Raw genomic sequence first — 12,843 nt, 5'->3', positions numbered from 1 at the left:
ATGGCGCTGACCAGGGATCAGATGGCGGCACGGGCGGCTGCGGAGCTGCAGGACGGCTCCTACGTGAACCTGGGGATCGGGCTCCCGACCCTGGTTCCCAATCATGTGCCTGAAGGGGTCGTGGTCGTACTGCAGTCCGAGAACGGCATCCTGGGGGTCGGGCCCTACCCCCGAGAGTCCGACGTCGATCCCGACCTCATCAACGCGGGAAAGGAGACGGTGACGACGCTCCCGGGGGCTGCGTTCTTCGACTCCGCACTCAGCTTCGGGATGATCCGCGGGGGGAAGATCGACGCCGCGATCCTCGGCGCGATGCAGGTCTCGGCGACCGGCGACCTCGCGAACTGGATGATCCCCGGGAAGATGGTCAAGGGTCCGGGCGGGGCGATGGACCTGGTCCATGGCGCAGCCCGCGTGATCGTCCTGATGGAGCACGTCGCCCGGGACGGCTCCCCGAAGATCGTCGACGCGTGTTCCCTGCCGCTGACCGGCCGCGGCGTGGTCGACCGCATCATCACGGACCTCGCCGTGATCGACGTCACGGGCGAGGGTCTGGTGCTGGTGGAGACCGCCCCGGGCGTCAGCGTGAAGGATGTCCGCGACGCGACGGAGCCGGGCCTCATCGTGTCCGATGCGAAGGTGGAGTCATGAGCGAAGAGATCGTCATCGTCGGTGCGGCCCGCACCCCGCAGGGCAAGTTGAAAGGCGCGCTGTCGTCCTTCTCGGCGCCGCAGCTCGGGTCGTTCGCGATCCGCGGAGCCCTCGAACGCGGTGGGGTGGATCCCGCGATGGTCGACGCGGTGATCATGGGGCAGGTCCTGCCTGCCGGTTCGGGTCAGAACCCGGCACGGCAGGCGGCTCTCGGGGCCGGGATCGGCTGGGGCGTCCCGGCATCCTCCGTCAACAAAGTCTGCCTGTCGGGTCTGACCGCGGTGATCGACGCCAAACGCATGATCGCGTCGGGGGATGCCGCGGTCGTCGTCGCCGGCGGGATGGAGTCGATGTCCCGTGCTCCGCACCTCCTCAAGGGCTCGCGCGACGGCTGGACCTACGGCTCGATCGAGGTCCTCGACCACATGGCGCACGACGGACTCACCGACGCCGCGGAGGGGATCTCGATGGGGCTCTCCACCGAGCGGCGCAATGCCGGCCTCGGACTGACGAGGCGGGAGCAGGACTCCGTCGCGGCGCTCTCGCACCAGCGTGCTGCCGCCGCGGCCGAGGCAGGCGTGTTCGACGCCGAGATCGTGACGGTCGAGGTTCCGCAGCGGAAGGGCGAGCCGCAACGGATCACCGCCGACGAGGGCGTCCGCCCCGGTACGACGGTGGAGAGCTTGGCAGGGCTGCGACCGGCGTTCTCGCCCAACGGCGACATCACCGCGGGGAACGCCTCACCGATCTCGGACGGCGCGGCCGCGGTCGTCGTGACGACCCGATCCCGCGCCGAGGCAGAAGGATGGACTGTCCTCGGGGTGATCGGCGCCGCAGGGCAGGTGGCGGGACCCGACAACTCGCTGCACTCCCAGCCGGCCCGCGCAATCGCTCACGCCCTCGAGCGGCAGGGGCTGTCGGCATCCGACCTGGACGTCGTCGAGATCAACGAGGCCTTCGGCGCGGTCGTCGCCCAGTCGCAGCGCGAGCTCGGCGTCGACGAGGACATCGTGAACATCCACGGCGGCGGTATCGCGATCGGTCACCCGATCGGCGCCTCCGGTGCACGATTGGTCGTCCACGCGGTGCACGAACTCGCCCGTCGAGGGAGGGGTACCGCTGCGGTCGGGCTGTGCGGCGGCGGCGGTCAGGGCGAAGCCCTCATCCTGACGCGCTGAATCCGACAGGCGTCAGCGGGAGAGGCGGCGCTTGAGCAGCTTCTTCTTCTCGCCGTCGCGCGGCGAGTCCATCGGGATGAGCTTGCCTCGGGATGCTCGCCGCGTGTCGACGACCGAGCCGATCGCGAGCGCAAGGGTGATGCCCCAGCTCAGCCAGGCGAGGGCGGTGCGCCACGTGAACGGCTCCGGGCTGCGCGCGGAGCGCAGCAGCGTGACACCGCCGGTGAGGGCTGACAGCAGTCCGGTTCCGAACAGGTATTTTCGCATACCACCCACGGTACTGCGCCGGACGCATGCCGCGGCGGTTGTTAGCCTGAAGTCATCCATCGAGAGGAACACCGTGACCGTGGCTTCCGACTTCGTCGTCGTGTCCAACCGCCTTCCCGTCGACCGGACCGACGACGAGAACGAACCCTGGCGACGCTCTCCCGGTGGACTCGTCACCGCTCTCGATCCGGTGATGCGCAGCACCAACGGTGCCTGGGTCGGGTGGCCCGGCCAGCCGGGTGTCGAGCTCGACCCATTCGAGTTCGACGGCCTGCACCTGGTGCCCGTCACGCTCTCGGCCGACGACATGCAGCTCTACTACGAGGGCTTCTCGAACGACACGATCTGGCCGCTGTACCACGACGTCATCGCTGCTCCCACCTACCACCGCACCTGGTGGGACGCCTATGTCAAGGTCAACAAGAGGTTTGCCGAGGCGGCGTCGGAGCACGCTGCCGAGGGGGCGACCGTGTGGGTACACGACTACCAGCTCCAGCTCGTGCCGAAGCTTCTCCGCGAGCTCCGCCCCGACCTCACCATCGGATACTTCCACCACATTCCGTTCCCCGCATACGGTCTGTACGCGCAGCTGCCGTGGCGTCGCCAGGTGCTCGAAGGTCTGCTGGGCGCCGATGTCATCGGCTTCCAGCGGGTGGCGGATGCCGGCAACTTCGCGCGTGCCGTGCGCCGCCAACTGGGATTCGACACCAAAGCGGGCGCCATCGCCGTCCCCACCGAGGACGGGGGAGTGCGCACCGCCGTAGCCCGCGCCTATCCGATCTCGATCGACGCCGCGGAGTACGAGGAGCTCGCGAAGCGGCCCGACATCCGGGCGCGCGCAGAGGAGATCCGCTCGAGTCTCGGCAACCCGAAGGCGATCCTGCTGGGCGTGGATCGGCTGGACTACACGAAGGGGATACGTCACCGTCTGAAGGCGTACGGCGAACTGCTCGCCGACGGCCGGCTGTCGGTACACGACGTGATCCTCGTGCAGGTCGCGAGCCCCAGCCGCGAGCGGGTGCAGACCTACATGGAGCTTCGTGACGAGATCGAACTGACGGTCGGTCGCATCAACGGCGACGCGGATGAGCTCGGCTACAGCGCGATCCAGTATTTGCACCACTCGTACCCTCGCGAGGAGATGGTCGCGCTCTTCCTCGCCGCCGACGTCATGCTCGTCACAGCCCTGCGCGACGGCATGAACCTGGTCGCGAAGGAGTACGTCGCGAGTCGAGTCGACGGTGGCGGCACGCTCGTGCTCAGCGAGTTCACCGGGGCAGCGGACGAGCTGACTCAGGCGATAAAGGTCAACCCGCACGACATCGCGGGGTTGAAGGACGCGATCATGCAGGCGATCGAGATGCCTGAGAAAGAGAAGGACCGCCGCATGCGTGCGCTTCGGCGCCGGGTGCGCGAGAACGACGTCGCGAAGTGGTCCGAGCGGTTCCTCTCGGACCTGAGCGCCGCACGCAAGGAGCGTTCATGAGCGACGTCGACGCTGTCGCGCGGACGAAGAAGCTGCTCGTCGCGCTGGACTTCGACGGCACGCTCTCGCCTCTTGTCGACGACCCGATGAGCGCCCGCATGGCGCCGGAGGCGCGCGCCGCCGTGGATGCCCTCGTCGCCGCGCCCGCGACGGTCGTCGCGTTCGTCTCCGGCCGCTCGCTCGGCGATCTCCGCATCATCGCGGAGCACACCGACGACTCGCCGATCCTGCTCGCGGGATCACACGGCGCGGAGTACCTCCTCCCCGGGGCGGACTCCGATCCCGCTCTGGATCCCGGCGACACGGATCTGCGCGACCGCCTGCGCACCGAGGCCGAGGAGATGGCCCGCGAGGTGCCGGGAGCCTGGATCGAGCCGAAGACCTTCGGGTTCGGGGTCCACCTGCGCACCGTCTCGGACCCGGCGTCGGCCGAGCGTCTGCGGTCCGCCGTCGATGCACTCGTGGCGGAAGCCGCACCCCGCTGGCGTCGCCGGCAGGGGCACGGCATCGTCGAGTACGCCTTCACGGATGTGGGGAAGGATGCCGCCGTCGCGCACCTCCGAGATGTCGTCGACGCATCGGCGGTGATCTTCGCCGGGGACGACGTCACCGACGAGGACGCGCTCGGCTCGCTCGGACCCGACGATCTCGGGATTCGGGTCGGCGCGGGGGAGACCGCGGCATCGGTTCGTGTGGGAGACATCGAAGAACTCGCCGCTTTGCTGTCGACTGTCGCACGCGAGCGCGTCGCCGCACGGCAATAGACTTCGAGAATGCCCTCTCCCGACGAGAACATCGACATCAAGCCCCGCAGTCGCGCGGTCACCGACGGCATCGAAGCCACCACCTCACGCGGAATGCTCCGCGCGGTCGGCATGGGCGATGAGGACTGGGACAAGCCCCAGATCGGCATCGCCTCGAGCTGGAACGAGATCACCCCCTGCAACCTGAGCCTCGACCGGCTCGCCCAGGGCGCGAAGGAGGGAGTGCACGCCGGCGGCGGCTACCCCCTCCAGTTCGGCACGATCTCGGTCTCGGACGGCATCTCCATGGGCCACGAGGGCATGCACTTCTCGCTCGTGAGCCGCGAGGTCATCGCCGACTCCGTCGAGACGGTCATGATGGCCGAGCGCCTCGACGGCTCGGTGCTGCTCGCCGGCTGCGACAAGTCGATCCCGGGCATGCTCATGGCCTCCGCCCGCCTCGACCTCTCGAGCGTCTTCCTCTACGCGGGCTCGATCGCGCCGGGCTGGGTCAAGCTCAGCGACGGCACCGAGAAGGACGTCACGATCATCGACTCCTTCGAGGCCGTGGGAGCGTGCCTCGCGGGCAAGATGAGCGAAGCAGACCTGAAGCGCATCGAATGCGCCATCGCGCCCGGCGAGGGCGCGTGCGGCGGCATGTACACGGCCAACACGATGGCATCCGTCGCCGAGGCCCTGGGCCTCAGCCTCCCCGGCTCCGCCGCCCCGCCCTCCGCCGACCGCCGCCGCGACTACTTCGCGCACCGCTCCGGCGAGGCCGTCGTCAACCTCCTCCGCCAGGGCATCACGACCCGAGACATCCTCACGAAGGAGTCGTTCGAGAACGCGATCGCGCTCGCGATGGCCCTCGGCGGTTCGACGAACGTCGTGCTGCACCTCCTCGCCATCGCCCGCGAGGCCGACGTCGACCTGACGCTCCACGACTTCAACCGCATCGGCGACAAGGTCCCGCACGTGGCCGACATGAAGCCGTTCGGCAAGTACGTCATGAACGACGTCGACCGGCACGGCGGCATCCCGGTCATCATGAAGGCCATGCTCGACGAGGGCCTCCTGCACGGTGACGCGCTGACCGTCACGGGCAAGACGCTCGCCGAGAACCTGCGCGACCTCGACCCCGACCCGATCGACGGCACCGTCATCCACACCTTCGACGACCCGATCCACGCCACGGGCGGCATCACGATCCTGCACGGCTCGATGGCGCCCGAGGGGGCCGTCGTCAAGACCGCCGGATTCGACGCCGCCGTCTTCGAAGGACCCGCCCGGGTGTTCGAGCGCGAGCGCGCCGCGATGGACGCCCTCGAGGAGGGACGCATCGCCGCCGGCGACGTCGTCGTCATCCGATACGAGGGCCCGAAGGGCGGTCCCGGCATGCGCGAGATGCTCGCCGTGACGGCCGCCATCAAGGGCGCAGGCCTCGGAAAAGATGTACTACTGTTGACGGACGGACGATTCTCAGGCGGCACAACCGGCCTGTGCATCGGCCACATAGCACCCGAAGCGGTGGACGCTGGTCCCATCGCCTTCGTGCGCGATGGTGATCTGATACGGGTCGATATCGCGGCTCGTTCTCTCGACCTACTCGTCGACGAAGCTGAGCTGAACTCCCGCCGTGAGGGCTGGGAGCCCCTTCCCCCGCGCTATACCCGTGGCGTGTTGGCCAAGTACTCGAAGCTCGTGCGCTCCGCTGCGGAGGGCGCGACGACGGGCTAGGCCCCACACACTCGTCATCCATCACCACAGAGGTCTCTCTCATGTCTTCTGACACCGTCGCCGCTGTGCCCCGGCCACCGGCCGGAGGCTCGTCCACGCCTCTGCTCACCGGAGCTCAGGCCGTCGTCCGCTCGCTGGAACTCCTCGGCGTCACCGACGTCTTCGGTCTCCCGGGTGGCGCCATCATCGAGGTCTACGACCCGCTGATGGACTCCACCGCTCTGCGTCACATCCTGGTCCGCCATGAGCAGGGCGCCGGCCACGCTGCCGAGGGCTACGCCGCGGCATCCGGTCGCGTCGGCGTCGCGATCGCGACGTCCGGCCCCGGCGCCACGAACCTCGTCACCGCGATCGCGGACGCCTACATGGACTCGATGCCGATCGTCTGCATCACCGGGCAGGTGTACTCGACCCTCATGGGGACGGACGCCTTCCAAGAGGCCGACATCGTGGGCATCACCATGCCGATCACGAAGCACTCGTTCCTCGTGAAGGACCCGGCCGAGATCCCCGGTGCCATCGCGGCGGCGTTCGAAATCGCCTCCACGGGTCGCCCGGGACCCGTTCTCGTCGACATCACGAAGGACGCCCAGCAGGCCAAGGCTCCCTTCGTCTGGCCGCCGAAGGTCGACCTCCCCGGCTACCGCCCGGTGACGAAGGCCCACGGCAAGCAGATCCAGGCAGCGGCCCAACTGATCGCAGAAGCGAAGAAGCCGGTGCTGTACGTCGGCGGCGGCGTGGTCCGTGCGGGCGCGGCCGCGGAACTGCGGCGGTTCGCTGAGGCGACCGGTGCGCCCGTCGTCACGACCCTCATGGCGCGCGGCGCGTTCCCCGACTCTCACCCGCAGCAGCTGGGCATGCCGGGCATGCACGGCACGGTGCCGGCCGTCCTGGCGCTGCAGGAATCCGACCTGCTCATCGCGCTGGGTGCGCGCTTCGACGACCGCGTCACCGGGAAGGCGGCCCTGTTCGCCCCCGACGCCAAGGTCGTCCACGTCGACATCGACCCTGCCGAGATCTCCAAGATCCGGACGGCGGACGTTCCGATCGTCGGTGATCTGAAGGACGTCCTGGTCGACCTCGATGCGGCGTTCGCGGGGGTCGAGAAGCCGGACATCTCGGAGTGGTGGTCCTATCTCGAGGGCCTCCGCACCGAGTTCCCGCTGGGGTACGCGCCGACCACCGACGGTCTCATGTCGCCGCAGCACGTCATCCAGCGCATCGGCGAGCTGACCGGGCCCGAGGGCGTCTACGCCTCGGGCGTCGGGCAGCACCAGATGTGGGCGGCGCAGTTCATCGGATACGAGCGCCCCAACGCCTGGCTCAATTCCGGCGGCGCCGGGACGATGGGCTACGCGGTCCCTGCCGCGATGGGCGCCAAGGTCGCCGAGCCGGACCGGACGGTGTGGGCGATCGACGGTGACGGCTGCTTCCAGATGACCAATCAGGAGCTTGCCACCTGCGCGATCAACAACATCCCCATCAAGGTCGCGATCATCAACAACTCGTCGCTCGGCATGGTGCGGCAGTGGCAGACGCTCTTCTACGAGGGGCGCCACTCGAACACCGATCTCAACACGGGCCACGACAGCATCCGCATCCCGGACTTCGTGAAGCTCGCCGAGGCGTACGGCTGCCTCGGCATCCGCGTCGAGAAGGCGGAGGACGTGGATGCCGCGATCCAGACTGCGCTCGAGACGAACGACCGTCCCGTCGTCATCGACTTCGTCGTGAGCGCCGACGCGATGGTGTGGCCGATGGTGCCGCAGGGCGTCAGCAACAGCTACATCCAGTACGCGCGCGAGCACGCGCCGGCGTTCGAGCAGGGGGACTGACGATGAGCAAGCACGTCCTGAGCCTCCTCGTGGAGGACAAGCCCGGTCTGCTGACCCGCGTCGCGGGCCTGTTCGCCCGCCGCGGATTCAACATCGACTCGCTCGCCGTGGGCGTCACCGAGGTCCCCGGGCTCTCCCGGATCACGGTGGTCGTCGACGTCGAAGAGCTGCCCCTCGAGCAGGTGACGAAGCAGCTGAACAAGCTCGTCAACGTCATCAAGATCGTCGAGCTCGACTACGCGACGTCGGTCCAGCGCGAGCACATGCTCGTCAAGGTCCGCGCCGACAACCAGACGCGCTCGAACGTCATCGAGGTCGTCAACCTCTTCCGCGCCTCGGTCGTGGACTACGCCACCGACGCACTCGTGGTGGAGGTCACCGGCGACCGCGGCAAGGTCGACGCCTTCCTCAAAGCCCTCGAGCCGTTCGGCGTGAAAGAGCTCGCGCAGTCCGGCATGGTCGCCATCGGCCGAGGCGGCAAGAGCATCACCGAGCGCGTCCTGCGCGGCTGACGCCACAACTTCTCTACCGACATCTACAAGGAGACACACACGAACATGGCTGAGATCCTCTACGACGCCGACGCCGACATCTCGCTCATCCAGGGCAAGAAGGTCGCCATCGTCGGGTACGGCTCGCAGGGCCACGCCCACGCCCAGAACCTCCGCGACTCCGGCGTCGAGGTCGTCATCGCCCTCAAGGACGGCTCGAAGTCCGCGCCGAAGGCGGAGGAGGACGGCTTCCAGGTGAAGTCCGTGGCGAATGCCGCCGAATGGGCCGACCTCATCATGATCCTCGCGCCGGACCAGCACCAGCGCGGCATCTTCAACGACGAGATCAAGCCGCACCTCGCCGCCGGCAAGACGCTCGCCTTCGCGCACGGCTTCAACGTGCGCTTCGGCTACATCGAGGTCCCCGACGACGTCGACGTCATCCTCGTCGCCCCGAAGGCCCCGGGCCACACGGTGCGTCGCGAGTTCGTCGCGGGCCGCGGCATCCCCGACATCATCGCGGTCGAGAAGGATGCCTCGGGTCACGCCTGGGACGTCGCGCTCTCGTACGCAAAGGCCATCGGCGGCACCCGCGCCGGCGTCATCAAGACCACGTTCACCGAGGAGACCGAGACCGACCTGTTCGGCGAGCAGGCCGTCCTCTGCGGCGGTGTGTCGCAGCTCGTTCAGTACGGCTTCGAAACCTTGTCCGAGGCGGGCTACCAGCCCGAAATCGCCTACTTCGAGGTGCTCCACGAGCTGAAGCTCATCGTCGACCTCATGTGGGAGGGCGGCATCGCCAAGCAGCGCTGGTCGGTCTCCGACACGGCCGAGTACGGCGACTACGTCTCGGGCCCGCGCGTCATCGACCCGAGCGTCAAGGAGAACATGAAGGCCGTCCTCGGCGACATCCAGTCGGGTGCCTTCGCGAAGCGCTTCATCGACGACCAGGACAACGGTGCCGTGGAGTTCCAGGAGCTCCGGGCCAAGGCCGCCGCACACCCGATCGAGGCCGTCGGCAAGGACCTGCGCGCGCTCTTCGCGTGGAAGCAGCAGGACTCGGACTACACAGAGGGAAGCGCCGCGCGCTGACCGACCGCGCCGACGGCGCGCAGAACACCGAGGGGTCGGCCGCGCGCTGACCTCCGGCATCCAGCCCTCGGCGCATCCGCCGGGATCGGCTTGACATGAGCCACGGAGGCCCGACTCTTACAAGGGGTCGGGCCTTCGGCGTCGGTAGACTCGGACCGTGGCTTCCGACCCCCGAGACGACGAGGATGCCTTCCGCTGGGAAGGCGACGATTCTCCGACGCGACCGCCGCGCCCCGAGCGCACCGATGCGTCTCTGCCGAGCGGCTGGCAGGCTGTGGGGAAGGGGAGCGGTGCAGCCGTCACCGAGCCGGAGTCGGCTGGTGACGTCGCGACGGACGAGGCGGAGCCCCCGGCATCCCTCGGCAACGTCGCCCTCGTCTCGCTCGGATTGCTCGGAGGGATTTACCTGCTCTACACCGTGGGCTGGATCCTGGCGGCCTCCCGCCTGTCGGCAGCGACGTCGTTCTGGCTCGAGCCTGCCTCGGTCGTCCCGGCCCTGTTCGTGGCCGCTGCGGCCCCGGTGCTGTGGTTCGGCGGCACCTTCCTCCTGACCCGCTCCGCTGCGACGTGGGTTCGATTCGTCTGGCTGGTCGTCGGCGTCTTCCTCCTCGTTCCCTGGCCCTTCGTGATCGGACTGTGACGCCGTGACGACTTCGTCTTCTCCTGTCCGCCGCGGAACGTCCTGGGTGCTCGCGGCCATCTCGGGTGTCTTCGGGCTCTTCTACGCCTACGCGGTGTGGACGGCGGTCGCCTTCCTCGTCGCGCAGGCGAGCGGCGTCGAGGGACTGAACGGCGGTGGATGGGCGATCCTGCTGTTCTCGGTCGTCTTCCCGATCATCGTGTTCGTCGCAGCCGTGGTGCTCGGGCGTAGGCGCCCGCTCTTCCAGCTCGCGGTCGTCCTCCTCGTCGGGCTGGGGCTCGTCGCCGTCTTCTGGCTGAACATCCTCACCTACGCGATCACCAACGGGAACTCCCTCATCGGGTCGTGATCGGCGTCACACGGTCGGGGCCGTCCGGTCGGATTCGCTAGGCTGGCCGTGCCGCGTACCGTCGTCGGTCCCAGCCCGGCCGGACTCGTGGCGATCCACACTCGCGTACCCGAAGGTCTGCCGTGCCCAAGCCTGTCGTCCTGATCGCCGAAGAACTCTCTCCCGCCACGATCGAGGCCCTGGGCCCCGATTTCGACGTCCGATCCGTGGACGGTGCCGACCGTGGCGCGCTCCTCCCGGCCCTCGCCGATGCGGACGCCGTCCTCATCCGCTCCGCGACGAAGATGGATGCCGAGGCGATCGCCGCAGCTCCGTCGCTCAAGGTGATCGCGCGGGCCGGAGTCGGTCTCGACAACGTCGACATCAAGTCGGCTACGAGCGCGGGCGTCATGGTCGTCAATGCACCGACGTCGAACATCATCTCGGCCGCCGAGCTCACCGTCGGTCACATCCTGAGCCTCGCCCGTCACATCCCGGCGGCGCACGCGTCGCTGGCGACCGGCGCGTGGAAGCGCTCGTCGTTCACGGGCACCGAGCTCTACGAGAAGACCGTCGGCATCATCGGCCTCGGTCGCATCGGCGCGCTCATCGCTGCGCGTCTGCAGGCCTTCGGGGTCTCCGTCGTCGCCTACGACCCCTACGTCACCCCCACGCGCGCGCAGCAGCTCGGAGTGCAGCTCCTGGGTCTCGACGAGTTGCTGAGCTCCAGCGACTTCGTCACGATCCACATGCCGAAGACCCCCGAGACGACCGGCATGATCGGCGCCGCACAGTTCGAGATCATGAAGGACACCGCCTACGTCGTGAACGTCGCCCGCGGCGGCCTCATCGACGAGGCGGCGCTGCACACGGCGCTGACGACCGGCCAGATCGCCGGCGCCGGACTCGACGTGTTCACGAGCGAGCCGCCGAAGGAGGACGGCACGGCCTTCCCGCTGCTGTCGCTGCCGAACGTCATCGTCACGCCCCACCTGGGCGCGTCGACCGAAGAGGCCCAGGAGAAGGCGGGCGTGTCGGTCGCGAAGTCCGTCAAGCTTGCGCTCGAGGGCGACCTCGTTCCGGATGCCGTGAACGTCGCCGGTGGCGTCATCGACCCGTTCGTGCGTCCCGGCATCGCGCTCGTCGAGCAGCTGGGTCAGATCTTCACGGGGCTCGCCCCGAGCGCCCTCACGAGCCTCGACATCGAGGTCCGCGGCGAACTCGCCGACTACGACGTCAGCGTCTACCGGCTGGCAGCTCTGAAGGGCATTTTCACGAACATCGTGAGCGAGAACGTCTCGTACGTGAACGCGCCGCTGTTCGCCGAGCAGCGCGGCATCGAGACCCGACTGATCGTCGAGTCCGAGAGCCCGCTCTACCGGAACATCACGATCCTCCGAGGGACGCTGTCGGACGGCACCGTGCTCACCGTCGAGGGGACCCTCGCCGGGACGCGCATGGTGCCGAAGGTCGTCGGCATCAACGGCTACGAGGTCGAGGTGCCGATCAACCGCTATCACGTGGTCATGCGGTACGCCGACCGGCCCGGCATCGTCGCGATCTATGGGCAGAAGCTCGGCGAAGCGGGCATCAACATCGCCGGGCTCCAGGTCGCGCGCCCCGACGCGAGCGGCCGTGCTCTCTCGGTCCTGACGGTCGACTCGCCGATCCCCGAGGCGATGCTCGACGAGCTCCGCGCCTCGGTCCAGGCGGACCTTTTCCGGCAGATCGAGCTCACCGAGGTCTGAGGCGCTGCGGCATCCTTCGCCAGGTCGGCGGTGGATGCCTCAGCGCGCCGCGCGCTCGACGAGCGCGATCAGTGCGTCGAGGTCGGCGCCTTGCGGGATGGGGCCGGGCACGCCCGTCGTCGCCAGCGCGCTGTTGAAGTAGAGCCCGTCACTGACGAGCAGCACCAGCTGCAGAGCGCTCTCGTCGCGCGTGTGCGGCCGGAGAGCATCCTCCCACACCCGCCGCACGTCGCGAAGGGCGACGGATGCCGCGTCGTGCCCGGTCTGCGCCAGGCGGGAGGTCGCCACCATCGCGCGGTCCAGGGGAGTGTCGGACTGGACGGAGGTGCGGACGAAGGCGGCGACGATCCCGTCGGGGGAGCGGAGCATGTCTTCCACGTCTGCGTCGACGAGGCGTCGCATCCGCTCGATCAGGGCGGCTTCGAGCGCCTCCTTCGTGGCGTAGTGGTAGAGCAGTCCGCCCTTCGAGACGCCGGCGGCGGCGGCCACGGCGTCCATCGTCGCGCCGCGGGCGCCCCCGTCGATCAGGGCGGCTTCGAAGGCGTCGAGGACGCTCTCGCGCGCCCGAGGTGGTCTGCTCATGTCTCCGATCCTCTCCCGGCCAGCATCCGATTCTGTTACTATACCGGCTGGACGGTGTATAAATC

General features: G+C 68.6%; 13 protein-coding genes. 11 read left to right on the top strand and 2 right to left on the bottom strand.

Features of this window, described 5'->3' with window-relative positions; translation table 11 throughout:
* The gene (locus ABCU91_RS10310) at positions 1-651 is read left to right on the top strand and encodes a CoA transferase subunit B (RefSeq protein ID WP_413353600.1); all 651 of its coding nucleotides are present in this window, start codon (positions 1-3) and stop codon (positions 649-651) included.
* Positions 648-1,829, top strand: a complete 1,182-nt coding sequence (locus tag ABCU91_RS10305) for an acetyl-CoA C-acetyltransferase (protein ID WP_413353599.1) — start codon at positions 648-650, stop codon at positions 1,827-1,829. Before ABCU91_RS10310 ends, ABCU91_RS10305 begins: the two co-directional genes overlap by 4 nt.
* A gap of 12 nt (positions 1,830-1,841) precedes the next feature.
* On the opposite strand, the gene ABCU91_RS10300 is transcribed toward ABCU91_RS10305, so the two are convergent.
* Positions 1,842-2,096 carry a hypothetical protein gene (locus tag ABCU91_RS10300; protein WP_311856886.1) on the bottom strand — a complete coding sequence of 85 codons (255 nt, stop codon included), beginning with the start codon at positions 2,094-2,096 and terminating at the stop codon, positions 1,842-1,844.
* Positions 2,097-2,169: 73 nt separating this feature from the next.
* Here ABCU91_RS10300 and ABCU91_RS10295 point away from each other — a divergent pair, with 73 nt between their 5' ends.
* The 9 genes from ABCU91_RS10295 to serA all read left to right on the top strand — a co-directional run bounded on the left by ABCU91_RS10295 (position 2,170) and on the right by serA (position 12,196).
* Positions 2,170-3,582, top strand: a complete 1,413-nt coding sequence (locus ABCU91_RS10295) for an alpha,alpha-trehalose-phosphate synthase (UDP-forming) (protein WP_413353598.1) — start codon at positions 2,170-2,172, stop codon at positions 3,580-3,582.
* The gene (gene otsB, locus ABCU91_RS10290) at positions 3,579-4,346 is read left to right on the top strand and encodes a trehalose-phosphatase (protein WP_413353597.1); all 768 of its coding nucleotides are present in this window, start codon (positions 3,579-3,581) and stop codon (positions 4,344-4,346) included. The genes ABCU91_RS10295 and otsB overlap by 4 nt, the downstream gene beginning before the upstream one ends.
* 9 nt (positions 4,347-4,355) lie before the next feature.
* The gene (ilvD, locus tag ABCU91_RS10285) at positions 4,356-6,062 is read left to right on the top strand and encodes a dihydroxy-acid dehydratase (RefSeq protein WP_406924113.1); all 1,707 of its coding nucleotides are present in this window, start codon (positions 4,356-4,358) and stop codon (positions 6,060-6,062) included.
* A gap of 41 nt (positions 6,063-6,103) precedes the next feature.
* Positions 6,104-7,897, top strand: a complete 1,794-nt coding sequence (locus ABCU91_RS10280; RefSeq protein ID WP_413353596.1) for an acetolactate synthase large subunit — start codon at positions 6,104-6,106, stop codon at positions 7,895-7,897.
* Between the two features lie 2 nt (positions 7,898-7,899).
* Positions 7,900-8,409 carry an acetolactate synthase small subunit gene (gene ilvN / locus ABCU91_RS10275; protein WP_020097174.1) on the top strand — a complete coding sequence of 170 codons (510 nt, stop codon included), beginning with the start codon at positions 7,900-7,902 and terminating at the stop codon, positions 8,407-8,409.
* A gap of 45 nt (positions 8,410-8,454) precedes the next feature.
* Positions 8,455-9,480: a ketol-acid reductoisomerase gene (gene ilvC / locus ABCU91_RS10270; protein ID WP_406924115.1), complete on the top strand. Its 1,026-nt coding sequence runs from the start codon at positions 8,455-8,457 to the stop codon at positions 9,478-9,480.
* Between the two features lie 157 nt (positions 9,481-9,637).
* Positions 9,638-10,120 carry a hypothetical protein gene (locus tag ABCU91_RS10265; RefSeq protein WP_413353595.1) on the top strand — a complete coding sequence of 161 codons (483 nt, stop codon included), beginning with the start codon at positions 9,638-9,640 and terminating at the stop codon, positions 10,118-10,120.
* Between the two features lie 4 nt (positions 10,121-10,124).
* Positions 10,125-10,469 (top strand): hypothetical protein, encoded by a 345-nt coding sequence (locus tag ABCU91_RS10260; RefSeq protein ID WP_413353594.1) that lies wholly within the window; start codon positions 10,125-10,127, stop codon positions 10,467-10,469.
* A gap of 122 nt (positions 10,470-10,591) precedes the next feature.
* Positions 10,592-12,196, top strand: a complete 1,605-nt coding sequence (gene serA / locus ABCU91_RS10255) for a phosphoglycerate dehydrogenase (protein WP_413353593.1) — start codon at positions 10,592-10,594, stop codon at positions 12,194-12,196.
* Positions 12,197-12,235: 39 nt separating this feature from the next.
* Here serA and ABCU91_RS10250 read toward each other — a convergent pair whose 3' ends face one another.
* Positions 12,236-12,778, bottom strand: coding sequence for a TetR/AcrR family transcriptional regulator (locus ABCU91_RS10250; protein ID WP_406924119.1), 543 nt, complete (start codon positions 12,776-12,778; stop codon positions 12,236-12,238).
* Positions 12,779-12,843: the final 65 nt, after the last annotated feature.

The sequence above is a fragment of the Microbacterium phoenicis genome (assembly GCF_047302325.1).
Lineage (GTDB): Bacteria > Actinomycetota > Actinomycetes > Actinomycetales > Microbacteriaceae > Microbacterium.
The sequence above is the reverse complement of the archived record's forward strand: the minus strand, read 5'-3'. Positions and strand labels throughout refer to the sequence as shown.

What these genes read in the sequence shown, in the direction of transcription:
- ABCU91_RS10300 (WP_311856886.1), bottom strand. Translation starts at nt 2,096, where the DNA reads ATGCGAAAATACCTGTTCGGAACCGGACTGCTGTCAGCCCTCACCGGC.
- ilvN (WP_020097174.1), top strand. Translation starts at nt 7,900, where the DNA reads ATGAGCAAGCACGTCCTGAGCCTCCTCGTGGAGGACAAGCCCGGTCTG.
- otsB (WP_413353597.1), top strand. Translation starts at nt 3,579, where the DNA reads ATGAGCGACGTCGACGCTGTCGCGCGGACGAAGAAGCTGCTCGTCGCG.
- ABCU91_RS10305 (WP_413353599.1), top strand. Translation starts at nt 648, where the DNA reads ATGAGCGAAGAGATCGTCATCGTCGGTGCGGCCCGCACCCCGCAGGGC.
- ABCU91_RS10250 (WP_406924119.1), bottom strand. Translation starts at nt 12,778, where the DNA reads ATGAGCAGACCACCTCGGGCGCGCGAGAGCGTCCTCGACGCCTTCGAA.
- ABCU91_RS10310 (WP_413353600.1), top strand. Translation starts at nt 1, where the DNA reads ATGGCGCTGACCAGGGATCAGATGGCGGCACGGGCGGCTGCGGAGCTG.
- ilvD (WP_406924113.1), top strand. Translation starts at nt 4,356, where the DNA reads ATGCCCTCTCCCGACGAGAACATCGACATCAAGCCCCGCAGTCGCGCG.
- ABCU91_RS10280 (WP_413353596.1), top strand. Translation starts at nt 6,104, where the DNA reads ATGTCTTCTGACACCGTCGCCGCTGTGCCCCGGCCACCGGCCGGAGGC.
- ilvC (WP_406924115.1), top strand. Translation starts at nt 8,455, where the DNA reads ATGGCTGAGATCCTCTACGACGCCGACGCCGACATCTCGCTCATCCAG.